Consider the following 25,153-nt stretch of genomic DNA (forward strand, 5'->3'; position numbering starts at 1 on the left):
TCTGCTGCCTGCAACCCTATGAGTCCGACAGCCGAATGGCCGATGATTCCCCTGAATCGACCGCAACGGTGTGCCATTAGGCTGGGTCCGATGTCTGACCTGCGCTCCGTCCTGCTGCTGTGCTGGCGTGATACCGGGCACCCGCAGGGCGGCGGCAGCGAGACCTACCTGCAGCGCATCGGCGCCCACCTGGCCGGGACCGACGGCATGCGTGTCACCCTGCGCACCGCCCGCTACCCGGGCGCGCCGCGCCACGAGATCGTCGACGGCGTGCACATCAACCGGGCCGGCGGGCGCTACACCGTGTACATCTGGGCGATGCTGGCGATGGCTCTGGCCAGGGTCGGCCTGGGACCGTTGCGGCGGGTGCGTCCCGACGTGGTGGTCGACACCCAGAACGGGCTGCCGTTCCTGGCTCGGCTGCTGTACGGGCGACGCGTGGTGGTGCTGGTGCACCACTGCCACCGCGAGCAGTGGCCGGTCGCCGGGCCGGTGCTGTCCCGGGTGGGGTGGTTCGTGGAGTCGACGTTGTCCCCGCTGCTGAACCGGCGCAACCAGTACGTGACGGTGTCGCTGCCGTCGGCGCGGGATCTGGTCGCACTCGGCGTGGACAGCGACCGGATCGCCGTGGTGCGCAACGGTCTGGACGAGGCTCCGGAGCCGACGCTGGCGGCTCCGCGGGCGCCCGCCCCGCGCGTGGTGGTGCTGTCCAGGCTGGTGCCGCACAAGCAGATCGAGGACGCGCTGGAGGCGGTCGCGCAGTTGCGGTCCCGGATCCCGGGGCTGCACCTGGACGTGGTCGGCGGCGGCTGGTGGCGGCAACGCCTCGTCGACCACGTGCACCGGCTCGGCATCGCCGAGGCGGTCACCTTCCACGGCCATGTCGACGACGCGGCAAAACACCGGCTGCTGCAGCGTGCATGGGTGCACGTGTTGCCGTCGCGCAAGGAGGGCTGGGGTCTGGCGGTGGTCGAGGCCGGCCGGCACGGCGTGCCCACCATCGGTTACCGCGCCTCCGGCGGTCTGTCCGACTCGATCATCGACGGGGTCACCGGCATCCTGGTCGATGACCGTGCCGGGTTGGTGGACGGGCTCGAAGAGCTGCTGCGCGACCCGGTGCTGCGCGATCAGCTGGGTGCAAAGGCCCAGGCGCGCAGCATGGAGTTCTCCTGGGAGCAGAGCGCCGCAGCGATGCGCGTGGTGCTGTCCGCTGTGCAGGCCGGTGAGCGCTGCGGCGGCCTCATCTAGCTGGCTGCGGTGGCGAGTTCGCCGGCGCGTGGTGCGGGTGCCGCCGACCGGGCGCTACGGGAGTTGATCGAATACCACGTCCCCAGCACAATGCACAGCGCCGCGGGCACCAGCATCGCGAACCCGCCGATCCGTGCGCCGATCATGATTCCGGCCGCCCCGCCGACCAGGAAGAGCAGCAGGGTCACCGAGAGGACCGCGGCCTTCCACTTCTCGATGCCGTCCCGGTGGATGCGTCCCAGCATCAGCCCGAGGTCGGTGACCGTGCCGGTGAAGTGGGTGGTGCGGACCGCCATCCCGCGGAAGCTCGAGGTCAGTCCGTTCTGCATGCCCAGTGCCGCGGCGGCGAAGAAAGCCTGTACGACGGGCTGTTCGACGCCCAGGGCCGCGATCGCAGCCTTGAGCGGGGTGTCTTCGACGCCGAAGGCGGCGATGAGCAGCAGTACCGCCTCTGCGGTCAGGACCGCCGCCAGGTGTGGGCCCCTGGGGTGCTGGTTGCGTCCCAGGACGGCGCCGGCTGCGATCGCACCGATCCAGAACCCGATCAGGATCGCGGCCAGCAGATGGCCTTCGTAGAGCCACGGGTTGGCGGTGGTCATACCCAGTTGAGTGGTCACTCCGGTCAGGTTGCCGACCGGAAAGGCGAGGATCGAAATGGCCACAGCGTTGACGAAGCCGGCGATGAAGGCCAGCGATCCGCTGTAGCCGAGCAGCGCCCGCGGGGTGGCCAGCGGGGCGTCGTCGTGCAGTTGGTCGGTGTTGGTCATCGGAAGGTTCGCTTTCAGCGTCTGGTTCCGGCATGGGCGGGGCCGCAGCGCCCCTGATATGAAGGATATATAGCGAAAAATTCTTCATCAATAGATCTTCGTATGAGTCTGGCAAGAATGACGCTGCCGCGTGCCGCGCTATCTTTCGATCGGCTGAATGGGCGAAGTAATTTACGCGAAAAGCCAGCGTCACTATGATCAGAGATGTGACCACTGTCGAGACACCTCAGGACATCGAGCCGCCGGGCTCGATGCGTGGCTGGACGTTCCTCACCAACCACGGCCACGTGCTGCTGTGTGTTTCCGCCGGTGGATCGCTGACCGCCCGGGAGTTGTCGCTGCGGATCGGCATCACCGAGCGGTCCGTGCAGACCATCCTGGCCGATCTGACGGACGAGGGGTACCTGATCAAGTCCAAGGTCGGTCGCCGCAACGTCTACACCCTGAACCCGGCGGGCCGGCTACGGCACCCGTTGGAAGCCAGTCACACCGTGGGCGAACTCATTCAGGCGCTGTCCTGATCGGTCGTCGCCGCAGGCACGCCGCACCCACTCCGCCGATCAGCAACATCGCCAGCCACGCCAGATGCGCGGCGACCACTGCCCCCCGGCGCGACCCGGATATCCCGGGGGCGTCGCCGCCGATCCGGTACAACGCCAGCTCGCCGTCCCGGTAGGCCGGCGTCAGCCGCGCCGTGGTGCGGGCAGCAGCACCCATGTCCCCGGCACTGTCGGATTCCACGACCAGCCAGGCCACCCCAGCGGACGCGAGGGCCGACGGTTCCGGCCCGGACAGCAGCAGTTGCTGTACCTGCCGGGCGTGGTCTCCCTCGCCGGGCACCGTGACCCCGGAAATCAGCAGGTCACCGGTGGTCAGCACGTCAGCGCGCACCCAGCGGGGCAGCGGGTCGAGCACCGGTGCCGGACCCGACCAGGAGAAGCGCCGCATGGTGCCGGCCGGCAGCACCGCAACCGGTCCCGGCTGCGCGTCGATCCGCGCGGCCACCGCGGCCCAGCCGGGCGGGTAACGCACCGGCGTCACCGTGTCCCAGACACCCCAGGCCAGGTCGGGCAGCGCCAGCACCAGCGTCAGGCAGCACCCCAACGCCGTCGCCGCGGGCGCCATTCGGCGCTGCAGCGTCAACACCGCCCCCGCGCCGGCCAGGGCGTACCCCGGCATGGCCAGGGCCACCCATTTCTGTCCGTCGCGCAGCACCCCCAGCGGGGGAACCGCCTCGACCACGGTCCGCAGCAGATGCAGCCCCGGGCCGGTGGCCAGCAGGGTCGGCACCAGCACCGCCACACCGGCCAGCACCAATAGCGGCCGCACCGCCGGCCGGCGCACCACCGCCGGCAACCCGGTCGCCACCACGCCCAGCAGCACCGCCGTGGATACCAGCGCGAAAAGCGTTGTCCGCGAAGCAGGTACGGCTGCGCCGTTCCAGATCCCGCCCAGGCCGGCCAGGCTGAGCAGGGTGCCCAGCCCCGGCTCGGCCCGCGCCGCGAACACGTCGACCCCGACCGCGTCGGCGGCGCCGGACGACGTCCCCAGCAGCGCCGCCGTCAGCCACGGCAGCGCGCCCACCACCGCGCAGCCCAGTGCGGCGACCCCGCACCGCCACCGCGGGCGGCCCGATCCCGGCGCCGCCGCGCACACCAGCGCCACCGTTGCGGCCAACAGCAGACCCGTCGGCGTCAGACCCGCCACACCGACCCAGCCGGCCAGCGCGAAAAAGCCGCGCCGGCCACCCGCCACCCGCAACTCCAGCATCGTCGCGGCCACCCACGGCAGACAGCCGTAGCCGAGCAGCAGGCTCCAATGGCCCTGCAGCAACCGCTCCGCCACGTAGGGGTTCCACACCGCCAGCGTGCCGGCCACCAGGCCGCCGGCCGTCCCGGACTCCGGCAGCACCACCTCGGCCAGTCGCGCCGCACCCCACCCCGCCAGCCACAACCCGAGTAGCAGCAGGACCTTGACCAGCAGCCCGCCGTCGACGACGCCGGACGCCAGCGCCAGCGCAAAGTCCTGCGGGGTGGCGCGCGGGGCCGCCGTCAACCCCAGTGCGGCGTCGGACAGGTACGAGCGGGGGGTGGAGACGGCATCGCGCAGCAACAGGTAGCCGGGCCCCAGGATCGGCGCCACCACCAGCAACGCCAGTACCAACGTGTACGCCGCCCGGACCAAACCGGCCCGCACGGCGATTAGCTCCGTTCGGGCGGGCCCGGCGGTGGCGGGTCGGTCGGGCCGGGTTCGGTCGAGGGCGCTTCACCGGACGGCGGCTTGGGTGGCGGGTCCCCGGCCGGCGGCGGATCACCGGGCGGTTCCGGTCGTTGCGCCGGTATCTTCTCCGTCTCGGCTTCGGCGCCGGGAACCGGCGGCTCCAGGCCGGCGCGCCGCAGGAAATCGGTGTCGTCGCGGTCCAGGCCGGGATCGGTCAACGCGCTCTCGGTGCGCAGGCTGAACGACGCCAGCACCGCGCCGCCGAGCAGCGCGATCAACCCGATCGCGGTGAACGTGATCGGCAGCACCCGTGACCACAGCGCCAGTCGATCGCGCTCGTCGCGCGCCGAATTGACCTGGGACTCCACCGTTTCCGGGGTGGACGTGATCTTGTAGTCGACCAGCGTCACCTCAGGCTTGAGCGCGTCGCGGGCGTAGTAGTGGTGCGCCTGATCGGTTTGCTTGACGATGGTGCCGGACACCGGGTCCACCCAGAACACCCGCTTGGCGGTGTAGTAGCGGGTCATGGTGATCTGCTCAGCCGGATCGCCGGGCAGGCCCCACATTCCGGCGCTCGTGGTGATCTTGCGGTCCTCTTCGCCGGCGTACAGCGACGGGTAGGCGATGGGAGCCACCACCTTGCCTTCGGAGTTGACGCCGACGGTCTGGGTGAACCGGTAGGCGGTCAGCCCGTTGACGTCTTCCTCGCCGTCGAAGTTGGCGTCGAACGCCTTCTGCGCGATCGGGTCGAAGTAGGGGTAGGTCTTGCGTTCGGTGTTGAACGGGAAGCGGTAGGACAGGCCTTCGTGGCGCAGCGGGATCGGCGTCGGCGGGCTTTCGTCGCCCAGTCCGCGCGGCTTCTGCACCGACCCGCCCGGGTGGGAGTCGTCGGCGACGGCAAGGGCGGTCCGGCGGTTGAGGGTGACGTTGTCGACGATGGCCAGCAGCAGTCCGCTGTCCTTCTGCCGGTCACTGCGCCGCAGCGACGAGCCGACCTGCAAGGTGACCACCTGGGCGTTGGCCGGCAGCTCGACACTGACCTGCTGCTGGGACACCAGCGGCACATTCTGGTTGACCACGACGTGGTCGGTCGACAGCGACTCGGGGTTCAGCGCCGTGCCGCTGCCCTCGCTGTTCAGCGTGGCGTCGATGTTGAGCGGAACCTTGGCGACCCGGCTGCTGGTGTAGGTCGACAGCAGCAGCGCGGCGATCAGCAGGGCGGCCCCGAGGCCGATGGTGCCGCATGCGGCGATACGCAACATGACTGCTCGGTTCACGTTGCAGTGACCTCCTCTAGGTCCAAGTTTCGCAAGCAGTGCAGCAGACTGGTCTGACCCTACCCCGATGGTCGGCGAGGACGCGCAGGCAGACTGTGATCGTGACCGACTCGCAGCAGGTGGGTGGCACCCGCAGCTTCCTGCCCGCCGTCGAAGGGATGCGTGCCTGCGCGGCCATGGGGGTGGTGGTCACCCACGTCGCCTTCCAGACCGGACATTCCAGCGGCGTGGACGGACGGCTGTTCGGCCGGTTCGACCTGGCCGTCGCGGTGTTCTTCGCGTTGTCGGGGTTTCTGTTGTGGCGCGCGCACGCCGCGGCCGCCCGCAACCTGACGCCGCGGCCACGCACCGGTCACTACCTGCGTTCGCGGGCGGTCCGCATCATGCCGGCCTATCTGGTGGCGGTGGTGGTGATCCTGACGCTGCTGCCGGACTCCAACCAGGCGAGCCTGACAGTGTGGCTGGCCAATCTGACGCTCACCCAGATCTACGTGCCGTTGACGCTGACCGGCGGGCTGACCCAGATGTGGAGCCTGTCGGTGGAGGTCGCTTTCTACCTGGCGCTGCCCATCCTGGCGCTGCTGGCCCGCCGGATTCGGCCCGGTGCGCGCCTGCCGGTGATCGCCGCCGTCGGCGTGCTCAGCTGGGGCTGGGGGTGGTTGCCGCTGGAGGCACTGGGCCGGGGGCCGGGTGCCAACCCGCTGAACTGGCCGCCGGCCTACTTTTCCTGGTTCGCTGCGGGGATGGTGCTGGCCGAGTTGGTGCACAGCCCGGTCGGCCGGGTGCACCGGCTGGCCCGACGTCGCGTCCTGATGGCGGTGATCGCGCTGGCCGCCTACCTGGTTGCGGCCTCCCCGCTGGCCGGTCCGGCCGGGCTGGTGACCAGCACCGCCACCGAGTTCTCGGTGAAGACGGCGATGGGCGCGGTGGTGGCGTTCGCGTTGGTGGCGCCGCTGGTGCTGGACCGGCCGGACACGCCGCACCGGCTGCTCGGCAGCACCTTCATGGTCACCCTGGGCCGCTGGTCCTACGGCCTGTTCATCTGGCATCTGGCCGCACTCGACATGGTGTTCCCGGTGATCGGCGCGTTCGCGTTCTCCGGACACATGCCGACGGTGCTGGCCCTGACCCTGCTGTTCGGCACCGCGATCGCCGCGGTGAGTTACGCCCTGGTCGAGTCGCCCTGTCGGGAAGCGTTGCGCCGGTGGGAGAAACGCGAAAAACCGGCACCGGACGTCGACTCCGAGGCGGACGCCGTCGCGCCGTGACCCGCTAGGCGGGGTTGATGTTGATCACCAGCGCGGTGATGTTGTCGGGGCCGCCGCCGTCGCGGGCCGCCGCGATCAACGCCGCGCAGGCATAACCGGGTGCGGGGTTCTCGTCCAGAATCCGGCCCAGTTCGGGCTCCTTGACCACGCCGTGCAGGCCGTCGCTGCACAGCAGGATCCGGTCGCCGACCCGCAACTCCAGCGCGCTGGAGTCGGCGCGCGCCGGCGGCTTCATCCCCATATATTTGGTCACCACACTGCGGGCCTTGTGCCGGCCGGTGTCGGCTGCGTCCACCTGATGGGCGTCGACCAGGGCCTGGACCAGGGTGTGATCGCGGGTCAGCCGCTGCAACTGACCGTCGCGGCGCAGATAGGCGCGGCTGTCGCCGAGGTGGGCCACCAGCGCCCGCGGGCCCGCGATGACCACGGTCACCAGCGTGCTGTTGGCGCCCTGGTAACGCGCATCGTCCTGCGATTTGGCGTGCAGGTCGTCGGAGAGTTCGGAGACCGCGCGGCCCAGTCGTTCCGGTGCATCGGGTTCGCCGCGGTGTTCGGGCGGAAGGTGATGCGCGACGTAGTTGGGCAGTACCTCGACCATCGTCTGGGCAGCCAGGGCACCGTCGCGGCTGCCGCCCACACCGTCGGCCACCATGAACAGGAACTGATCGGCGTCGGCCCCCCAGCGGTCCTGATTGTCGCTTCGTACGCAGCCGACGTCGCTGAGCGCAGAGTATTCCAGGGCGTACATGGGTCTAAGTCTGCAACCACGCGCCCACGACGTCACGCACCGCGGCCCGACGCGCCCTGTCCGCGTCGTCCCCCGGCGACCGGCGCCTCACTGGTAGCCACCCTGGCGATCGAAGATGCGGCGCGGATTGTCCACCAGCATGGTCTGCAGTTGTTCGTCGGTGACCCCGCGCTCCTTGAGCGCCGGGATGACGTCGTTGTGGATGTGCAGGTAGTGCCAGTTCGGGGCAGCGACCGCGAGCATGTCGTCGGGCAGCGCGTCGAAGTAACAGTTGGCGTCGTGGGAGAGCACCATCTTGTCGGCGTGGCCGCGCTCGCACATCGTCGCCACGATGTCGACGCGCTCCTCGAACGGCAGGATCACGTCGATGCCGAACCGGTCCATGCCCAGATAGGAGCCGGCGGAGATCAGTTCTTCGAGATAGCCCACGTCGGTGCTGTCGCCCGAATGTCCGATGATCACCCGGCTCAGGTCCACGCCTTCTTCTTCGAAAATGCGTTGCTGTTCCAGCCCGCGGCGCAGGCCTGCGTGGGTGTGGGTGGAGATCGGCACCCCGGTGCGCTTGTGCGCCTGGGCGACCGCGCGCAACACCCGCTCGACGCCCGGGGTGATGCCGGGTTCGTCGGTGGCGCACTTGAGGATTCCGGCTTTGATGCCGGTGTCGGCGATGCCCTGCTCGATGTCGCGGACGAACATGTCGACCATCACGTCCGGGCCGTCCAGCATGGTGCCCGGGCCGGTGTAATGGAAGCAGAACGGCACGTCGTTGTAGGTGTAGAGGCCGGTCGCGACGACGATGTTCAGCTCGGTTTCGGCGGCGACGCGGGCGATGCGCGGGATGTAACGGCCCAGCCCCACCACCGTCAGGTCGACGATGGTGTCCACGCCGCGCGACTTGAGTTCGTTGAGCCGGGCCACCGCGTCGGCCACCCGTTGGTCCTCGTCGCCCCAGGCTTCGGGGTAGTTCAGGGCGATCTCGGTGGTCATGATGAACACGTGCTCGTGCATGAGTGTGACCCCGAGGTCCCCGGTGTCGATGGTTCCGCGGGCGGTATTGAGTTCTGACACGCCACTGATGCTAGGTCGATCGGTAGTCAGTTGACAGTGCCGATCTCGGCGACTCCGGCCTCGGCCACCGGCCGGTTGCAGTACCGTCTAGCCGTCCTGACCCGTCCGCGCTGGGAGTCACCCGCATGCTGCTCAACCCCAACCACCTGCAACGCAAGTACCCCGACGCCCGGTCGGCCGAGATCATGCAGGCCACCGTGGACTTCTTCGAGAACCGCGGTAAGGCCAAGCTCAAGCAGGACGCCCACGACCGCACCTGGTACACCGACTTCCTGGACCACATCGCCAAGCACCGCATCTTCGCGTCGCTGCTGACCCCGGCCCAGTACGGTGCCGACGATTGCCGTTGGGACACCTACCGGATCAGCGAGTTCGCCGAGATCATCGGCTTCTACGGGCTGAGCTACTGGTACCCGTTCCAGGTGACCGCGCTGGGGCTGGGCCCGATCTGGATGAGCGACAACGAGGACGCCAAGCGCAAGGCCGCCGCCCAGCTGGAACAGGGTGAGGTGTTCGCCTTCGGCCTGTCGGAGCAGGCGCACGGCGCCGACGTCTACCAGACCGACATGATCCTGACCCCGGCCGAGCACGGGTGGGTCGCCAACGGCGATAAGTACTACATCGGCAACGCCAACGTGGCGCGCATGGTGTCCACTTTCGGCAAGATCGACGAGTCCGACGAGTACGTGTTCTTCGCCGCCGACTCGCAGGACGACCGCTACGAGTGCAAGAAGAACGTGGTGAATTCGCAGAACTACGTGGCGAACTACGCCCTGCACGACTACCCCGTCACCGAGGCCGACCTGCTGCACCGGGGAATGGGCGCCTTCCACGCCGCGCTGAACACGGTCAACGTCTGCAAGTACAACCTGGGCTGGGGCTCGGTCGGCATGTGCACCCACGCCTTCTACGAAGCCATCACGCACGCCGCCAACCGGCACCTCTACGGGTCGGTGGTGACCGACTTCAGCCATGTGCGACGGCTGCTCACCGACGCCTACGCCCGGCTGGTCGCGATGCGGCTGGTCTGCACCCGCGCCTCGGACTACATGCGCAGTGCTGCCGCCGACGATCGCCGCTACCTGCTGTACAGCCCGCTGACCAAGGCCAAGGTGACCAGTGAGGGCGAGCGGGTGGTCACCGCGCTGTTCGACGTCATCGCGGCCAAGGGTGTGGAGAAGGACACGTTCTTCGAGACCGTGGCCCAGGAGATCGGCATGCTCCCGCGGCTGGAGGGCACCGTGCACATCAACATCGGGCTGCTGGCCAAGTTCATGCCCAACTTCCTGTTCGCCCCGGACGCCTCGCTGCCGCTGATCGGCCGGCGCGACGACGACGCCGACGACACGTTCCTGTTCAATCAGGGACCCACCGACGGTCTGGGCAAGGTGCGCTTCCACGACTGGCGCGCAGCGTTCGACGCCTACGCCCGGGTCCCCAATGTCGCGCTGCTGCGCGAGCAGGTCGAGGTGCTCGCCGAGATGCTGGCGGCGGCGACGCCGGATGCCGCACAGCAGAAGGACATCGACTTCGCGTTCGGGGTGGGCCAGATCTTCGCGCTGGTGCCCTACGGGCAGTTGATCCTCGAGGAGGCGTCGCTGTCGGGGGTGGACGATGCCCTGCTCGACGAGATCTTCGGACTGCTGGTGCGCGACTTCAACAGCTACGCAGTCGAACTCAACGACAAAGCCGCCACCACCGACGCGCAGGCGGACTTCGCGCTGCGGATGATCCGCCGACCCGCCAACGATCAGGCGCGCTACGACAAGGTGTGGAACGAGTTCGTGCTGCCGCTCAACGGCGCCTACGAAATGCGCCCCTGACGCTTCTCCCCTGCGGTGCGAGCGTCACGCCAGCGTGACGCTCGCTGCGCTCCGTCACGCTGGCGTGACGCTCGGCGGGTGCCCCCGGCTCCCACGGGTGCCCGGCTTCCCGCTGGGCCCCTGCGCGTCACGCTGGCGTGACGCTCGCCAGCCGCCGCCACGCTGGCGTGACGCTCGGCGGGTGCCCCCGGCTCTCACGGGTGCCCGGCTTCCCGCTGGGCCCTTGCGCGTCACGCTGGCGTGACGCTCGCCACCCGCCGCCACGCTGGCGTGACGCTCGGCGGCAGCCCCCGGCTCTCACGGGTGCCCGGCTTCCCGCTGGGCCCTTGCGCGTCACGCTGGCGTGACGCTCGCTGCCCGCCGCCACGCTGGCGTGACGCTCGGCGGCACCCGGCTCTCACGGGTGCCCGGCTTCCCGCTGGGCCCTTGCGCGTCACGCTGGCGTGACGCTCGCCACCCGCCGCCACGCTGGCGTGACGCTCGGCGGGTGCCCGGCTCTCACGGGTGCCCGGTTTCCCGCTGGGCCCCTGCGCGTCACGCTGGCGTGACGCTCGCTGCGCTCCGCCACGCTGGCGTGACGCTCGGCGGGTGCCCCCGGCTCTCACGGGTGCCCGGTTTCCCGCTGGGCCCCTGCGCGTCACGCTGGCGTGACGCTCGCCACCCGCCGCCACGCTGGCGTGACGCTCGGCGGCACCCGACCCACCCAGGACGAGCGCTAGCCTTGACTGTGAAACACGTCACAGCCAAAATGACCACTGGTCATACCGAACAGGAGGCCGCATGCCGACCGTCACCTGGGCTCGCGTCGACCCCGCGCGACGCGCGGCCGTCATCGAAGCCGCCGAGGCCGAATTCGGTGCACACGGCTTCTCCAACGGCAGCCTGAACGTGATCGCCCGGCGCGCCGGTGTCGCCAAGGGCAGCCTCTTCCAGTACTTCGCGGACAAGCGCGACCTCTATGCCTTCATCGCCGACGTAGCCAGCCAGCGGGTACGCGCCTACGTCGAGGGCGTCATCCGCGACCTGGACCCCAGCCGGCCGTTCTTCGAATTCCTCACCGAGTTGCTCGACGCCTGGGTCGCCTACTACGCCGAACATCCCCGGGAACGCTCGCTGCACGCCGCGGCCACCCTGGAGGTCGACACCGACGCCCGCATCAGCGTGCGCAACGTGATCCACCGCCACTACCTGGAAGTGCTGCGCCCGCTGGTGGCCGAGGCGCTCAAGCGCGGTGACCTGCGCGCCGACGCCGACACCGACGCCCTGCTGTCACTGCTGCTGATGATCTTCCCGCACCTGGCGCTGGCGCCCTACATGCGCGGCCTGGACCCGGTCCTCGGCCTGGACGAGCCCACGCCCGAGCAGCCGGCGCTGGCGGTGCGCCGACTGGTCGCCGTCCTGGCCGCCGCGTTCTGCCCGGCCCCAGCCCCAGCCCCAGTCCGATCAGAGGAGTTCACATGACCCGCACCCGATCCGGTTCGCTGGCCGCCGGTGGCCTGAACTGGGCCAGCCTGCCGCTCAAGCTGTTCGCTGGCGGCAACGCCAAGTTCTGGAATCCGGCCGACATCGACTTCTCCCGCGACCGGGCGGACTGGGAACGGCTGACCGACACCGAACGCGACTACGCCACCCGGTTGTGCGCCCAGTTCATCGCCGGAGAGGAAGCGGTCACCGAGGACATCCAGCCGTTCATGGCCGCGATGCGCGCCGAGGGACGCCTCGGCGACGAGATGTATCTGACACAGTTCGCGTTCGAGGAGGCCAAGCACACCCAGGTGTTCCGGATGTGGCTGGACGCGGTCGGGATGACCGACGATCTGCACGGTTACCTCGACGAGCTGCCCACCTACCGCCGGATCTTCTACGACGAGCTGCCCGCCTGCCTGCACGCACTCACCTCGGATCCCTCACCGGCTGCGCAGGTGCGGGCCTCGGTCACCTACAACCACATCGTCGAGGGGATGCTGGCCCTGACGGGATATTTCGCCTGGCACAAGATCTGCGTGGAACGCGCCATCCTGCCCGGCATGCAGCAGCTGATCCGCCACATCGGCGACGACGAGCGCCGCCACATGGCGTGGGGCACCTTCACCTGCCGTCGCCACGTCGCCGCCGACGACGCGAACTGGGCGGTGTTCGAATCGCGGATGAACGAGCTGATCCCGCTGGCGCTGCAACTCACCGAGGACGGCTTCGCCCTGTACGGCGACCCGGCGCCCTTCGATCTGTCCCGGGACGAGTTTCTGCAGTACTCCACCGACAAAGGCATGCGCCGGTTCGGCACCATCAGCAGCGCCCGCGGCCGTCCGCTGGGCGAGATCGACCTCGACTACTCGCCGGTGCAGCTCGAAGACGACTTCGCCGACGAAGACCGCCGCGCGCTGGCCGCCGTCTGAAGCGGCCCCGGGCCTCAGCCCACCCAGACCGTCTTGGCGTTGACGAACTCCCGGATGCCCAACCCTGCCAGCTCGCGGCCGTAGCCCGACCGCTTGATCCCGCCGAAGCCGAGCTCAGGGTAGGACACCGTCATTCCGTTGATGAACACCTGGCCGGCTTCGATGTCGTCGATGAAGCGCTGCTGCTCGGCTTCGTCGTTGGTCCAGGCGTTGGATCCGAGCCCGAACGTGGTGGCGTTGGCGATCTCGATGGCTTCGTCGATGTCCTTGGCGCGGTACATCGACGCCACCGGGCCGAACACCTCCTCGGTGTACAGCGCCATGTCCTTGGTGATGTCGGTGATCACCGTCGGCGGGTAGAACCATCCCGGCCGGTCGGGCTTCTCCCCGCCGAGGCGGACCTTCGCCCCGGCCTTGACGGCGGCGTCGACCTGCTCGGCGATCTCGTCGCGACCTGACTCGGTGGCCAGCGGCCCCACGTCGGTGTCCGGGTCGGTGGGGTCGCCGACCTTCAGTTCCCGCATGTGTTCGACGAACTTGTCCACGAACGCGTCGTAGATGTCGGTGTGCACGATGAAGCGCTTGGCCGCGATGCAGGACTGACCGTTGTTCTGCACCCGCGCCTTGACCGCGGTCTTGGCGGCCTCGTCGACGTCAGCCGACGGCATCACGATGAACGGGTCGCTGCCGCCGAGTTCCAGCACGGTCGGCTTGATCTCGTCACCACAGATGGCGGCGACGGACTGACCGGCGGGTTCACTGCCGGTGAGGGTGGCCGCCACCACCCGGGGATCGCGCAGGATGCGCTCGATGGCGCTCGACGAGATCAGCAGCGTCTGGAAGCAGCCGTCCGGGAACCCGCCGCGGGAAATGACGTCGGCCAGATACAGCGCCGACTGCGGCACGTTCGACGCGTGCTTGAGGATCCCGACGTTGCCGGCCATCAGCGCCGGGGCCGCGAACCGGACCGCCTGCCAGAGCGGGAAGTTCCACGGCATGATCGCCAGCACCACCCCGAGCGGCTGGTACCGCACGTAGGCCTGCTTCGCCCCGACCTTCGAAGCCTCGGCCGGCTCGTCGGCGAGCAGCTTCTCCGCGTTCTCGGCGTAGTAACGAAAACCCTTGGCGCACTTGAGTGTTTCGGCTTTGGCCGAGGCCAGCGTCTTGCCCATCTCCAGGGTCATCATCGCCGCGACGTCGTCGGCCTCCTTCTCCAGCAGGTCGGCGGTGGCGTTGGCCCACTCGGCGCGCTGGGCGAAGGTGGTCGAATGGCGGTAGTCCAGGAACCGCTCGTGCGCGCGCGCGATGGCTGCGTCGACGTCGTCGTCGCTGGCCGGGTCGAAGGTCTTGACGGTCTCCCCGGTGGCCGGGTTGATGGTGGCGATGGGCACGCTGAATCCTTCGTCTGGTGGGTACTTGAGGAACGTCCTGTATCTAGCCTGCCACTAATGTGTCGGGAGAAGACCGTAGGAGGTCCAGCGGATGAGTACGCCGGCCGAGTTGATCGTGAAATGCCTGGAGAACGAGGGCGTCGAGTTCGTTTTCGGGATACCCGGTGAAGAGAACATCCGGTTGATCAAAGCGCTGGCCGCCTCCGACATCCGCTACGTGCTGACCCGGCACGAGCAGGCGGCGGCGTTCATGGCAGAGATGTACGGCCGGGTCACCGGGCGCGCGGGCGTCGTATCCGCCACGCTGGGGCCGGGGGCGATCAACATGCAACTCGGCGTCGCCGACGCCACCACCAACAGCACCCCGGTGGTGGCCATCTCGGCGCAGGTCGGTCAGGACCGTGAATATAAGGAGTCGCACCAGTACGTCGACCTGGTGTCGATGTACGCCCCGATCACCCGGTGGGCCGCCGACATTCCCACCGCCAAGGCCGTCCCGGAGATGGTGCGCAAAGCATTCAAGCTCGCCGAGACCGAACGGCCCGCCGCGGTCTACCTCGCGGTGCCTGAGCACATCGACACCGACGAAGACGACTACGAGCTGAAGCCGTTGCCGCGCAACGTCGTGCGCGCCGACGCGCCGGCCGCGCGGCAGGTCGCCCGTGCCGTCGACATCCTGCGCAACGCCCAGCGGCCGGTGGTGCTCGCCGGGCACGGCGCCGCCCGCAGCGAGGCGTCGAAGGCGCTGATCCGATTGTCCGAGGAACTCGGCGTACCGGTGGCCAACTCCTTCCACGGCAAGGGTGTGATGCCCGACGACCACCCCAACAGCATCGGCACGCTGGGATTCATGACGCACGACTACGTCAACTTCGGTTTCGACAACGCCGACGTGGTGATAGCGGTTGGCTACGAGTTGCAGGAGTTCGACCCGGTGCGGATCAATCCGCAGGCCGACAAGAAGATCATTCACATCCACCGTTTCCCGGCCGAGGTCGACGTGCACTACTCGGTCGACGTCGGAATCATCGGTGATATCAACGAATCCCTCAACGCGCTGACCGACGCGCTGGACGGTCACCGCTTCGGCGAAGGCGCCGAGATCCCCGGCTCGGGTCTGTTGGCCGAGGAATTCGCCCGCGGCCAACAGGATTCGCGGTATCCGCTGGCGCCGCAGCGCATCGTGGCCGACACCCGAGAGGCGCTGGGCCGCGACGACGTGGTGCTGGTGGACACCGGTGCCACCAAGATGTGGATGGCCCGGTTGTATCCAACCTTCGAGCGCAACACCTGCCTCATCTCTAATGGCCTGTCCACCATGGGATTTGCGCTGCCCGGCGCGCTCGGGGTGAAGCTGGCCCGGCCGGAGGCGAAGGTGCTGGCCGTGGTGGGTGACGGCGCGTTCCTGATGAACTCCCAGGAGATTGAAACCGCGGTGCGGGAGAATATTCCGCTGGTGGTGCTGATCTGGGACGACGGCGGTTACGGCCTGATCGAGTGGAAGATGGACCTCGAACTGGGCGAGCACCACCACATCTCGTTCGGCAACCCGGACGTGGTGAAGTACGCGGAAAGCTTTGGCGCCAAAGGATATCGGATCAAGAGTGCCGACGAACTGCTGCCCACGCTGCGGGCGGCACTGGATGACGACGGGGTGACCATCATCTCCTGTCCGGTCGACTACTCGGAGAACCTGCGGCTTACCGACCGGCTGGGGGAGTTGGACGAAACGCTGTGAGCTCACCCGTGGTCGAATAGATCCGTGCTGTTCCGACAGCTGGAGTACTTCGTCGCCCTTGCCCATGAGCGGCATTTCGCGCGAGCCGCGGCCGCCTGTTTCGTCTCGCAGCCGGCGCTGTCGGAATCCATCCGCAAGCTGGAGCAAGAGCTCAAGGTCCCACTGGTCCGGCGCGGGCAGAAGTTCGAAGGTCTCACTCCCGAAGGTGAGCGGCTGGTGCACTGGGCCAGACGCATCCTGGCCGACCGGGATGCGCTGCAACAGGAAGTCACCGCCCTGCAGACCGGCCTCAGCGGTGAACTCCGGCTCGGGGTGGTCCCGGCCGCCGCGACCACCGTTGCGCTGCTCACCGATCCGTTCTGTACCGCCCATCCACTGGTACGGGTACAGCTGGAGACGAATCTGCGATCGGCCGGGATCATCGAGCGGATTCGTCAGTTCGAGCTCGACGCAGGCATCGTCTATCCCGATCAGCACGACGCCGACGACCTGCTGTTCACTCCGCTGTACCGGGAGGAGGAGGTGCTGCTAGTCGGCGCGGATCTGCTGCCCGGCACGACCGGCACCGTCAGCTGGCCAGCGGCGCTGGGGCTGCCCCTGTGTCTGCTCAGCAAGGGCATGCGGGGCCGGCGGCTCATCGACGACGCACTGGCCACCAAGGACCTGGTGATCACGCCGCAACTCGAGACCGACTCGGTCGGCGCGCTGTTCGCCCACGTCGCCACCGGGCGCTGGGCCAGCATCGTGCCACACACCTGGGTGGACGCCCTCGGTCCGCCGGCCGGCGCTACCGTGTTGCGTCTGGAGGAGCCGTCGGTGACCGCCCTGATCGCACTCGTCACCAACGCGGCCGAGCCTGGTTCACCGCTCACCCGCGCGCTGGTCCAGATGGCGCACTCCATCGCCCCGCCGCTCTGATCGGTCGCGCCTATCGGTCGTTCGGAACCACGTCTTGGACACCCGCTGCACCGCACCGCGAGACTGAAATCAGTTCAAACGCAAGCGAGGAGAGTCCGATGGCCAAGTGTGTGATGGTGCTGTACCCCGACCCGGTCGACGGCTACCCGCCGGCCTACGCCCGCGACAGCATTCCCAAGATCCACAGCTACCCCGGCGGCAGCACCGTGCCCACGCCGTCGAAAATCGACTTCACCCCGGGCGCATTGCTCGGCTGCGTCTCGGGCGCGCTGGGTCTGCGCGAGTTCTTCGAATCGGGCGGACACCAGCTGGTGGTGACGTCGGACAAGGACGGCCCCGAGTTCGAACGTGAACTGGCCGACGCCGATATCGTTATCTCCCAACCATTTTGGCCCGCATACCTGACCGCGGAACGGATCGCCAAGGCGCCCGAGCTGAAGCTGGCATTGACCGCCGGCATCGGTTCGGACCACGTCGACCTCGACCTGGCCCAGGAGCGCGGCATCACCGTCGCCGAGGTGACCTACAGCAACAGCATCAGCGTCGCCGAGCACGCCGTCATGCAGATCCTGGCGTTGGTACGCAACTTCGTGCCGTCGCACCGCTGGGCCGCCGACGGCGGCTGGAACATCGCCGATTGCGTCCAGCGCGCTTATGACCTGGAGGGCATGGACGTCGGCGTCATCGCCGCCGGCCGGATCGGGCGGGCCGTGCTGCGCCGGCTGGCCCCGTTCGACGTCAACCTGCACTACACCGACACCCGCCGGCTGCCGGCCGAAGTAGAGACCGAGCTCAACCTCACCTTCCACCCCGACGTGCAGTCGCTGGTCAAAGCGGTCGACGTGGTGTCGGTGCACTCGCCGCTGTACGCGGACACCCGCGCGATGTTCGACGAGCAGCTGCTGTCGTCGATGCGGCGCGGCTCTTACATCGTCAACACCGCGCGCGCCGAAGAAACGGTGCCCGAAGCGATTGTGGCGGCCTTGGAAAGCGGCCAGCTGGCGGGTTACGCCGGCGACGTCTGGTTCCCGCAGCCGCCGCCGGCCGACCACCCCTGGCGCACCATGCCGAACAATGCGATGACGCCGCACGTTTCCGGCACCACCCTGTCGGCGCAGGCGCGCTATGCCGCGGGCACCCGGGAGATCCTCGAGTGCTGGTTCGACGGCAGGCCGATCCGTCCCGACTACCTGATCGTCGAGGGCGGGAAACTGGCCGGCACCGGGGCACTCTCGTATCAGAAGTCCGGCAGTGACGTCGGCGGCACGTAACTGCCGATCAGGGACCGGTGCCACCACGCGTGCTCCCGGCGCAACTCGGTGGGCGTGGTGAAGCGGTACTCGTAGAGCAGCGCCCGCACATACCGGGGCGGTGCATCCGGAAAAGGATTGTGCCGCAACAACCGCAGCGTCGCGGCATCGTTACGCAGCAGCCGGTGTAGGAACGGCGTCATCCAGGCCAGCGCATAACCCGGCGATATCGCCGCGAACCACATCAGCCAGTCCAGTCGCAGATGATACGGCGCGAACTGGCGTGGCAGCCGGCGCAATCCGGTGGGTTTGCCCTTGAATTCGTACTCCTGCCAGACGGTCTGGCCGGTGACGTCCGGCTCCCGGGTGCCTTCGATCACCACCTCCCGACGGGTGCGGCAGATGCTGCCGAACGCGCCGTAGGTGTTGCCCAGGTGAAACATGTTGAAGGACGCGTTCATTCGCTGCCGGGGTGACAACATGTTGCGCGCCGGCCAGTAGCTCAGACACACCATCACCGCCGCGAACGCGACCACCACGACCACGAACCACCCCGGCGGTCGCGGCGTGGACGACACCGCGGACACCTCGACCGCGCTGAACGCCAGGAATATCGTCAGCCAGTTGAGCCAGGCGAAGTTACCGGACAGCACCAACCACAGTTGGGTGACGATGATGGTCGCCGCGGCGATGCCGGCCACCGGTTGCGGTGCGAACAACCCGAACGGCACCACCAGTTGGGCAAAGTGGTTGCCGGCCACTTCGATTCGATGTAGCGGCTTGGGCAGGTGGTGGAATAACCAGCTCAACGGTCCGGGCATCGGCTGGGTCTCGTGGTGGTAGTACAGGCAGGTGAGATCCCGCCAGCAGGAGTCGCCGCGCAGCTTGATCAAACCGGCGCCGAACTCGACCCGGAACAGCAGCCAGCGCACCAGCAGCAGGGTCAGCAGCGGCGGCGCCACCCGTTCCCCGCCGAGAAACACCATCAGGAAACCAGCCTCCAAAAGCAGTGATTCCCAACCGAATCCGTACCAGACCTGGCCGACGTTGACGATCGACAGGTACAGCACCCACAGCAGCAGCCAGGTCAGCATCCCGGCCCACAGCGGCACCACCCGCGTCAGTCCGCAGACCACGGCCGCCGCCAGTACCGCGCCCAGCCAGCACACTGCGGCGAACAGCCGGTCCGAATACCGGAACTGAAAGATGCTGGGCGCCTGCCAGAATGGCCGCCGGGCCAGGTATCCAGGCACCGGGAGCATCCCATCCGAGCCGATGAGCGGTCGGAACTGCCGCGCGGCGGCGACGAACGCGATGACATAGATCAGCGCCACCCCCCGCTGCAGCACCGCGGTGCCCAGCCAGTATCCGGGTGCCGAAAACCATTCCATGGCGGTGTCCAGTCAACCAGCCGAACTGCCGGCCGCCAACTACTCCGCACCACCGGATCGCAGTACCACCACCGATGCGGCCACCGCTGCGAGCGAAATCAGCGCCAGCAGTTGCACACTCGCGGAGTGTCCGGCGTAACCGTGCACCGAGCGCCACGGATGCCGCGACAACGCCGCCCCGGCCGCGATCAGCCCGCCCGCACCGAGTGTCACCAGTAATCGGCCGCGCAGCGCATACCGCACCCCCAGCGCCGCGCCGAACACCACTACGCCGGCCACACCCGATATCAGCCCCCCGGCCGCGAGTACGGGCACCGCAGCCCAGGGGCCGGGTGCCCACGGCGGCGCAGCGGGATCGTCGTCGCGACCGGCGCGGCGGCGCCAGAACGCCAGCACTGCCAGCAACGGCAGCAGGGCCAGCCCTACGGCCAGGCCGGCGCGGTACACCGTGTTGGCCGCGAAGGTCAGCGTGATGGTGCCGGGATCCCCGGGGGGTACCAACCAGCCCTGCTGCCACCCGTTCACCGCGATTGGCGTCAGACGCGCCCCGGTGCTGGTGCGTGCGACCCAGCCGGGGTTGATGCTCTCCGGGATCACCAGCACCCGCGAGGTGCCCGACGGGGCCGCCCGCACCTCCCGCCGAGCCGGTCCCCACGTCCCGGTGACGGCGGAAGTTACTGCAGCACCGGGTAATTCCGGTGTGGCAGCCAACTGGGTGCCGTCGACGACGAATGCCGCCCCCGGGCTGATCAACAGTTCCTGCTGCCCGGCCGGCAGCGCGATGGGCTCGGTGTCACAGGGTTGCGCCGCCACCGGCTCGCCGTCCAGCAGGGCTCCCGCGCTGGTCCGGATCGAGGTGTGGACGAACCGGCCGGCGACCGCGATCACGGGTCCGTGCTCGCAGTCGACGACGATCTCGCGGGCGCGGTCCGGGTTGGCGGGCGCGACGGGTTGACCGTCGACGCCGAGCGCGACGATCTCCGCCAACCCCGGCGGCTTGAGCTGATCGAAGCCCAGTGCGTTGCGGTCGATGATGTCCTGCCAGTCCAGCAGGCTCACCGTGACCGTGTCGGTCACGGTGGGATGCAGCGACAGGTCTGCACCGGACAACGTCCGCACCTGCGGCCCGTCACCCAGGTCGACGGCCACCATGGTCGGATGCGCCGGCAGCACCGACCGGCTCGGGATCAGCCGCAGGCCGGTCACCTCGGTCGGGCGCGGCAGCGTCAGCGTCAGCGTCGGCGGGGTCTTGTACTGCACCACCCGCTGCGGTGCCGTCCACGCGGTCGCCGGGTCGCCGTCGGTGGCCGCGTAGGCCGAGCCGAGGATCTCGACCAGGTCGGCGTCGCCGCGCGCCCGCGTGGCGCCGGGTTCGGCGATCAGGTCGGCCAGCTTGGGACCCTGCCGTGGGCGCACCCACACCGTCGGTGTCACCGACACCGGGCGCGGCACGGTCAGGGTGCGGCTGAGGGTGACCGGCTCCTCCGGGGTCAGTGCCATCGAAGCGGCGCAGCGCACCACGTCCGGCGCGGCGGCGCAGCCCGGTCTGCCCAACAGCTCGGCACCCAGGTCCCAGCGCGCCACCGCCGCATCCGGCGGCGGCCCGGGCACCGACACCGTGTGCCGCAGCGGCACCGGATGGGCGAATCCGGAGGCGTCGTACTGGGTGATGGACAACTCGGTGATGCCGAATTGCACGCCCGGCGAGCCGTCGTCGGTGGCCGCCGCGGTGATGCGCACCCACGGCGTCTCGCCGTACGGCAGGGCGGCGGCCAGCGGCTTCCCGTCCTCGTCGAACCGCAATGTGGTGCTGCCGTTGGCGGTTTCGACCAGGATGCGGCGGATCTGGGCTCCGACGGCCGTGGCGCTGGGCGTCAGGGTGAGCACGGCGTTGGTCACCGGGTGGTCGAAATCTACCCGCAGCCACTGCCCGACAGCCGCCTGCAGTGCGTTGGACACCCACGCGGTGGCCGGGTCGGTGTCGATCGCGGCAGCCGGTGAGGTGGCCGTCGCCACATCGGGCAGGGCGGTGGCATCCGAGGATGAACTCGACGCGGTGACGCGGCCGCCGGTCCAGCCGCCGTAGACCGTCTCGGCGCCGGGCACCGGGTAGTCGGGCACCCGGTTGTAGGTGTGCCGGGCATCGCCGGGCGCGCGGATGGCTGATGAATGCAGATCGACACGGCCGTAGTCGGTTTCGCGGGCCAGCGGGGTGTCGGTGACGGTGACCAGCGGCGTCGGCAGGCCCGCCGCGCGTGCGTCGGCCGTCATCAACATCGGCCCCAGCGGGGGCTGGTTCAGCAGACGGCGCCGCTCGTCGAGGCGCAGCAGTACCTCGGGACCGCCGTCGACCCGCGCCAGCCGGTCGGTGTCGGCGAAGTACGGCGCAGTCGAACCCGCCGCATCGACCCGGTAGATCTGCACCGCCGGATAGCGCGGGCGCAACCCGCTGTCGTTGACGAACCCGGCCAGCGTGCCGGGGCCGACGGGTTCGCCGAACTCGGCCACCTCGGTCAAACCCGCCGACCCCGCGATCGCGCGGTGCACCAGGATCGGCCGCGCCGACCGCGACGATTCCGGGTCCAGGTCGTTGCGCACCACCACATGCGAAATACCCTGTCGGGCAAGGGTATCGGCCAGTCCGGCGGAGGGCCGCCCGGCGGCGAAGAGGCGCTGCACCGAGTCCAGCGCACGGATGGTCTGCGGCGGTGTCAGCGGGATCGAGTCGCGGACCCCCCAGGCGCTGGAGCCCAGCACCTGCAGCGGCTCGTCGTGGCTGGTGCCCCACACCTGGGTGGCGAACGGCGCGCCCGGCACCACCAGCACCCGGCCGCTGCGGTGTTCGGTGAGCCAGTCGGCGGCCCGGTGCCAGTAGTCCGGAATCGCGCTGAACGTGCCCGGCGGGGTCAGCCGGCCACTCCACGCCAGCGAACCGCTGACCAGCAGCGCGATCAGCGCCACGATGCCGACGGCGACTCGGCGGTCGCGCTCGGGGTGCGCGAAGGCGCCGAGCCACACCGACCTCGGCGCGCTGCCGGGCAGCGGGATCCGGCCCAGGAGCTGGGCGAAACCCAGTACCAGCGGGATCCGCACCACCGGCCCGACTTTGTGCACGTTGCGCAGTGGCGTACCGCCGGCATCCAGGAACGCCTGCACCTGATGGGCGATCGGAGAACCCAGCCCGCCGCTGTAGCCGATCGCCAGCAACACCACCCCGACCAGCAGCATGGTCACCAGCCGGCCCCGCGCCGGCATCGCCGGGGCGGCCAGCCCGGCCAGGCCCGCCGCCGCGACCAGGCAGGTGCCCAGGATCGCGACCGAGCCGGTGACCAGTGGAGCGCCCGCCGTCGCGGTGGGCGCCACGAACGGCGTCCAGCTGTCGGTGCCGCGCAGCAGCTCCACCAGTGAGGACCATTGGGTGGTCACCCCGGAGGATTCGATGAAATCCAGGAACGGCGGACTGACGTCGCGCAGCTGACTCAGCGCCACCACCCACCACAGCGCCGCGACCAGCACAGCCGGCACCAACCACCCCACGTACCGCAGCCACCGCTTGTTCGGACGGTGACACGCCAGCCAGATCACCGCCGGCAGACAACCTGCGGCCGTCGCGATCGCGTTCACCGCGCCCATCAGCGCCACCGCCAGCGCGGCCTGCCCGGCCAGCACCCGCACCGAACGGGCCGACGTGCCCTGCACTGCCCGGATCGTCGGCAACAACACCCACGGCGCCAGCATCATCGGCAACGTTTCCGACGAGATGGACCCGACAGTGGTCAGCACCCGCGGTGACAGGGCGAACGCGACCGCGCCCAGCACCCGCGACGACGGGCTGCCGATACCCAGCGCTTCGGCGACCCGCAGCAGCCCCCAGAACCCGACGGTCAGTAACAGCGCCCACCACAACCGCTGGGTGACCCAGCCGGGGAGCCCCAGTAGGTGGCCGGCCAGGAAGAAACTGCCGTGCGGGAACAGATAGCCGTACGCCTGGTTCTGGGACTGGCCGAACGGCAGTTCGCTGTTCCAGAGGTTGGTGGCGCGGGCCAGGAACCGCAGCGGGTTGGCGGTGAGGTCCAGCTTGGTGTCGGGCGAGACCTGCCCGGGGGACTGCGCGAAGGTCAAAACCAGCGAGACGGCCCCGACGAGCAGCAGCCAGCGACGCGACTGGGGCGCTGCCTGGCTAGCTGCGGTTACCGTACTCGACCCGGTTGAGCACCGACGACGACGGATCGCCCCCGGGCAGTGGCGGTTTCGTGTCCTGCTGGACCATCAGGGTGATTCCGAAGATCGCGGCCGCGCCGAGCAGCAGACCAACTACCACGCTGGCCGCGGCCGGCACGATGATCCGGTTCATAGCGGCCAACCTAGCAGAACGGCGGTCCCAGCCCGGGGCTCCGGGCAGCGGTCGCACCCGCACCCGCGCAGTGAAATGCCTCGTGACAGCATGTCCGGATGGCTTTTCCGCGCGCTCTGTTCGTTCTGGTTGCGGTATCCACGCTGGTCGCGGCCTGTCACGGCGGCACCAAGAGCGGGTCCTCCTCGACCACTGCCACGCCCGGCAGCACCGCCCCGACCAGCTCGACGACACCGGCCGCCGCGTCCGGACCCCGGGTGTGTGCCGATCCCAAGGATGTGCCCGCAGCGATACCCAACCTGCGTGACAAGTTGGCCCAGCTGCTGATGGTCGGGGTGAAAGACGCCGCCGACGCCAAGGCGGTGGTCACCGAATTCCACGTCGGCGGCATCATCATCGACAGCGACACCGACCTGACCATGCTGCCCGGCCCGCTGGCCGAGATCGCCGCCGTCGCGACACCGTTGCCGCTGGCGGTCGGCGTCGACGAGGAGGGCGGTCGGGTCTCCCGGTTGCGCACGCTGCTGGGCGGCCGGGGTCCCACGGCCAAAGAGATGGGTCAGACCCTGACCCCGCAGCAGGTTCACGATCTGGTGTTCGAGCGTGGCCGCAAGATGAAAGAGCTGGGTTTCACCATCGATTTCGCGCCGGTGGTCGACGTCACCGATGCCCCGGACGACACGGTGATCGGGGACCGCTCGTTCGGCCCGGACCCGGCCAAGGTCACCGAGTGGGCCGGTCAGTACGCGCAGGGTCTGCGGGACGCGGGGCTGCTGCCGGTGCTCAAGCACTTCCCCGGTCACGGGCATGGCTCCGGCGATTCGCACACCGGCGGGGTCAGCACCCCGCCCCTGCAGGAGCTGGTCGGCAATGACCTGGTGCCCTACCAGACGTTGCTGGCCAAGTCGCCGGTCGGGGTGATGGTCGGTCACATGCAGGTTCCGGGTCTGACCGGCACCGATCCGGCCAGCCTGAGCAAGCCCGCGCTGGACCTGTTGCGCAGCGGCACCGGCTACGGCGGCCCGGCCTTCGACGGCCCGGTCTTCAGCGACGACCTGTCCAGCATGGCCGCGATCTCCGACCGGTTCCCCGTGCCCGAGGCGGTGCTGAAGACGCTGCAAGCCGGCACCGACGTCGCGCTGTGGATCACCACCAAAGAGGTGCCTGCGGTCTTGGACCGCCTCGAGCAGGCGGTGAACGCCAAGGAGCTGTCCATGGAGTCGGTCAACGCATCCCTGGTGCGCGTGGCCACGATGAAAGGCGTCAAACCAGGCTGTGGCCGTTAGCCGGTCTAAA

Annotated in this window: 19 protein-coding genes; 10 read left to right on the forward strand and 9 right to left on the reverse strand. The window is 69.1% G+C overall.

What is annotated here, in order from left to right; genetic code table 11:
* Window positions 1-90: 90 nt before the first annotated feature.
* Window positions 91-1,248: a glycosyltransferase family 4 protein gene (locus AC5Y3Z_RS23725; protein ID WP_463828657.1), complete on the forward strand. Its 1,158-nt coding sequence runs from the start codon at window positions 91-93 to the stop codon at window positions 1,246-1,248.
* Here the strand turns inward: AC5Y3Z_RS23725 and AC5Y3Z_RS23730 are convergent.
* On the reverse strand, window positions 1,245-2,015 hold the full coding sequence (locus AC5Y3Z_RS23730; RefSeq protein ID WP_463828658.1) for a YoaK family protein: 771 nt from the start codon (window positions 2,013-2,015) through the stop codon (window positions 1,245-1,247). The two genes, AC5Y3Z_RS23725 and AC5Y3Z_RS23730, sit on opposite strands and share 4 nt — an antisense overlap.
* Window positions 2,016-2,266: 251 nt before the next feature.
* On the opposite strand from AC5Y3Z_RS23730, the gene AC5Y3Z_RS23735 reads away from it, so the two are divergent.
* Complete coding sequence (locus AC5Y3Z_RS23735) at window positions 2,267-2,536, forward strand: helix-turn-helix transcriptional regulator (RefSeq protein WP_473140376.1); 270 nt, start codon at window positions 2,267-2,269, stop codon at window positions 2,534-2,536.
* Here the strand turns inward: AC5Y3Z_RS23735 and AC5Y3Z_RS23740 are convergent.
* Both AC5Y3Z_RS23740 and pgfA read right to left on the reverse strand, forming a co-directional pair.
* Window positions 2,517-4,211, reverse strand: coding sequence for an MmpA family trehalose lipid delivery protein (locus AC5Y3Z_RS23740; RefSeq protein WP_473140371.1), 1,695 nt, complete (start codon window positions 4,209-4,211; stop codon window positions 2,517-2,519). The genes AC5Y3Z_RS23735 and AC5Y3Z_RS23740 overlap by 20 nt on opposite strands.
* A 5-nt stretch (window positions 4,212-4,216) precedes the next feature.
* On the reverse strand, window positions 4,217-5,512 hold the full coding sequence (gene pgfA / locus AC5Y3Z_RS23745; RefSeq protein WP_463828661.1) for a cell envelope lipid trafficking protein PgfA: 1,296 nt from the start codon (window positions 5,510-5,512) through the stop codon (window positions 4,217-4,219).
* Between the two features lie 95 nt (window positions 5,513-5,607).
* On the opposite strand from pgfA, the gene AC5Y3Z_RS23750 reads away from it, so the two are divergent.
* The gene (locus AC5Y3Z_RS23750; RefSeq protein WP_473140372.1) at window positions 5,608-6,780 is read left to right on the forward strand and encodes an acyltransferase family protein; all 1,173 of its coding nucleotides are present in this window, start codon (window positions 5,608-5,610) and stop codon (window positions 6,778-6,780) included.
* 4 nt (window positions 6,781-6,784) lie between these two features.
* Here the strand turns inward: AC5Y3Z_RS23750 and AC5Y3Z_RS23755 are convergent, their stop codons facing one another.
* Both AC5Y3Z_RS23755 and AC5Y3Z_RS23760 read right to left on the reverse strand, forming a co-directional pair.
* Window positions 6,785-7,528, reverse strand: a complete 744-nt coding sequence (locus tag AC5Y3Z_RS23755; RefSeq protein ID WP_473140373.1) for a PP2C family protein-serine/threonine phosphatase — start codon at window positions 7,526-7,528, stop codon at window positions 6,785-6,787.
* 87 nt (window positions 7,529-7,615) lie between these two features.
* Window positions 7,616-8,596 carry a phosphotriesterase family protein gene (locus AC5Y3Z_RS23760; RefSeq protein ID WP_473140374.1) on the reverse strand — a complete coding sequence of 327 codons (981 nt, stop codon included), beginning with the start codon at window positions 8,594-8,596 and terminating at the stop codon, window positions 7,616-7,618.
* A gap of 125 nt (window positions 8,597-8,721) precedes the next feature.
* Between AC5Y3Z_RS23760 and AC5Y3Z_RS23765 the strand changes: the two genes are divergently transcribed.
* The 3 genes from AC5Y3Z_RS23765 (at window position 8,722) to AC5Y3Z_RS23775 (ending at window position 12,815) form a co-directional block, all read left to right on the forward strand.
* A complete protein-coding gene (locus AC5Y3Z_RS23765; protein WP_473140375.1) occupies window positions 8,722-10,419 on the forward strand; it encodes an acyl-CoA dehydrogenase family protein in 1,698 nt (565 codons plus the stop codon).
* Window positions 10,420-11,199: 780 nt separating this feature from the next.
* Window positions 11,200-11,880, forward strand: a complete 681-nt coding sequence (locus AC5Y3Z_RS23770) for a TetR/AcrR family transcriptional regulator (protein ID WP_463828666.1) — start codon at window positions 11,200-11,202, stop codon at window positions 11,878-11,880.
* Window positions 11,877-12,815 carry a R2-like ligand-binding oxidase gene (locus AC5Y3Z_RS23775; RefSeq protein WP_473140213.1) on the forward strand — a complete coding sequence of 313 codons (939 nt, stop codon included), beginning with the start codon at window positions 11,877-11,879 and terminating at the stop codon, window positions 12,813-12,815. The genes AC5Y3Z_RS23770 and AC5Y3Z_RS23775 overlap by 4 nt, the downstream gene beginning before the upstream one ends.
* Before the next feature lie 14 nt (window positions 12,816-12,829).
* On the opposite strand, the gene AC5Y3Z_RS23780 is transcribed toward AC5Y3Z_RS23775, so the two are convergent.
* The gene (locus AC5Y3Z_RS23780) at window positions 12,830-14,206 is read right to left on the reverse strand and encodes an NADP-dependent succinic semialdehyde dehydrogenase (protein ID WP_473140214.1); all 1,377 of its coding nucleotides are present in this window, start codon (window positions 14,204-14,206) and stop codon (window positions 12,830-12,832) included.
* A gap of 91 nt (window positions 14,207-14,297) precedes the next feature.
* Between AC5Y3Z_RS23780 and AC5Y3Z_RS23785 the strand changes: the two genes are divergently transcribed.
* The 3 genes from AC5Y3Z_RS23785 to AC5Y3Z_RS23795 all read left to right on the forward strand — a co-directional run bounded on the left by AC5Y3Z_RS23785 (window position 14,298) and on the right by AC5Y3Z_RS23795 (window position 18,133).
* Window positions 14,298-15,944 carry an acetolactate synthase large subunit gene (locus tag AC5Y3Z_RS23785; protein ID WP_473140215.1) on the forward strand — a complete coding sequence of 549 codons (1,647 nt, stop codon included), beginning with the start codon at window positions 14,298-14,300 and terminating at the stop codon, window positions 15,942-15,944.
* 24 nt (window positions 15,945-15,968) lie between these two features.
* Window positions 15,969-16,862, forward strand: a complete 894-nt coding sequence (locus tag AC5Y3Z_RS23790; protein ID WP_473140216.1) for a LysR family transcriptional regulator — start codon at window positions 15,969-15,971, stop codon at window positions 16,860-16,862.
* 98 nt (window positions 16,863-16,960) lie between these two features.
* Complete coding sequence (locus AC5Y3Z_RS23795; protein WP_463828671.1) at window positions 16,961-18,133, forward strand: NAD-dependent formate dehydrogenase; 1,173 nt, start codon at window positions 16,961-16,963, stop codon at window positions 18,131-18,133.
* On the opposite strand, the gene AC5Y3Z_RS23800 is transcribed toward AC5Y3Z_RS23795, so the two are convergent.
* The 3 genes from AC5Y3Z_RS23800 to AC5Y3Z_RS23810 are packed head-to-tail and all read right to left on the reverse strand — an operon-like array spanning window position 18,100 to window position 23,857.
* Window positions 18,100-19,503, reverse strand: a complete 1,404-nt coding sequence (locus AC5Y3Z_RS23800; RefSeq protein WP_473140217.1) for a lipase maturation factor family protein — start codon at window positions 19,501-19,503, stop codon at window positions 18,100-18,102. The genes AC5Y3Z_RS23795 and AC5Y3Z_RS23800 overlap by 34 nt on opposite strands.
* Before the next feature lie 39 nt (window positions 19,504-19,542).
* Window positions 19,543-23,733, reverse strand: a complete 4,191-nt coding sequence (locus AC5Y3Z_RS23805; RefSeq protein WP_473140243.1) for a DUF3367 domain-containing protein — start codon at window positions 23,731-23,733, stop codon at window positions 19,543-19,545.
* Window positions 23,684-23,857 (reverse strand): DUF2613 domain-containing protein, encoded by a 174-nt coding sequence (locus AC5Y3Z_RS23810; RefSeq protein ID WP_463828673.1) that lies wholly within the window; start codon window positions 23,855-23,857, stop codon window positions 23,684-23,686. The genes AC5Y3Z_RS23805 and AC5Y3Z_RS23810 overlap by 50 nt, the downstream gene beginning before the upstream one ends.
* 98 nt (window positions 23,858-23,955) lie before the next feature.
* On the opposite strand from AC5Y3Z_RS23810, the gene AC5Y3Z_RS23815 reads away from it, so the two are divergent.
* Window positions 23,956-25,143: a glycoside hydrolase family 3 N-terminal domain-containing protein gene (locus tag AC5Y3Z_RS23815; RefSeq protein ID WP_473140218.1), complete on the forward strand. Its 1,188-nt coding sequence runs from the start codon at window positions 23,956-23,958 to the stop codon at window positions 25,141-25,143.
* Window positions 25,144-25,153: the final 10 nt, after the last annotated feature.

The organism is Mycobacterium sp. NGS61 (genome assembly GCF_059812325.1).

Coding starts and splice junctions, on each gene's coding strand:
- AC5Y3Z_RS23725 (WP_463828657.1), top strand. CDS start 91: ATGTCTGACCTGCGCTCCGTCCTGCTGCTGTGCTGGCGTGATACCGGG.
- AC5Y3Z_RS23730 (WP_463828658.1), bottom strand. CDS start 2,015: ATGACCAACACCGACCAACTGCACGACGACGCCCCGCTGGCCACCCCG.
- AC5Y3Z_RS23735 (WP_473140376.1), top strand. CDS start 2,267: ATGCGTGGCTGGACGTTCCTCACCAACCACGGCCACGTGCTGCTGTGT.
- AC5Y3Z_RS23755 (WP_473140373.1), bottom strand. CDS start 7,528: ATGTACGCCCTGGAATACTCTGCGCTCAGCGACGTCGGCTGCGTACGA.
- AC5Y3Z_RS23765 (WP_473140375.1), top strand. CDS start 8,722: ATGCTGCTCAACCCCAACCACCTGCAACGCAAGTACCCCGACGCCCGG.
- AC5Y3Z_RS23770 (WP_463828666.1), top strand. CDS start 11,200: ATGCCGACCGTCACCTGGGCTCGCGTCGACCCCGCGCGACGCGCGGCC.
- AC5Y3Z_RS23775 (WP_473140213.1), top strand. CDS start 11,877: ATGACCCGCACCCGATCCGGTTCGCTGGCCGCCGGTGGCCTGAACTGG.
- AC5Y3Z_RS23785 (WP_473140215.1), top strand. CDS start 14,298: ATGAGTACGCCGGCCGAGTTGATCGTGAAATGCCTGGAGAACGAGGGC.
- AC5Y3Z_RS23795 (WP_463828671.1), top strand. CDS start 16,961: ATGGCCAAGTGTGTGATGGTGCTGTACCCCGACCCGGTCGACGGCTAC.
- AC5Y3Z_RS23800 (WP_473140217.1), bottom strand. CDS start 19,503: ATGGAATGGTTTTCGGCACCCGGATACTGGCTGGGCACCGCGGTGCTG.
- AC5Y3Z_RS23810 (WP_463828673.1), bottom strand. CDS start 23,857: ATGAACCGGATCATCGTGCCGGCCGCGGCCAGCGTGGTAGTTGGTCTG.
- AC5Y3Z_RS23815 (WP_473140218.1), top strand. CDS start 23,956: ATGGCTTTTCCGCGCGCTCTGTTCGTTCTGGTTGCGGTATCCACGCTG.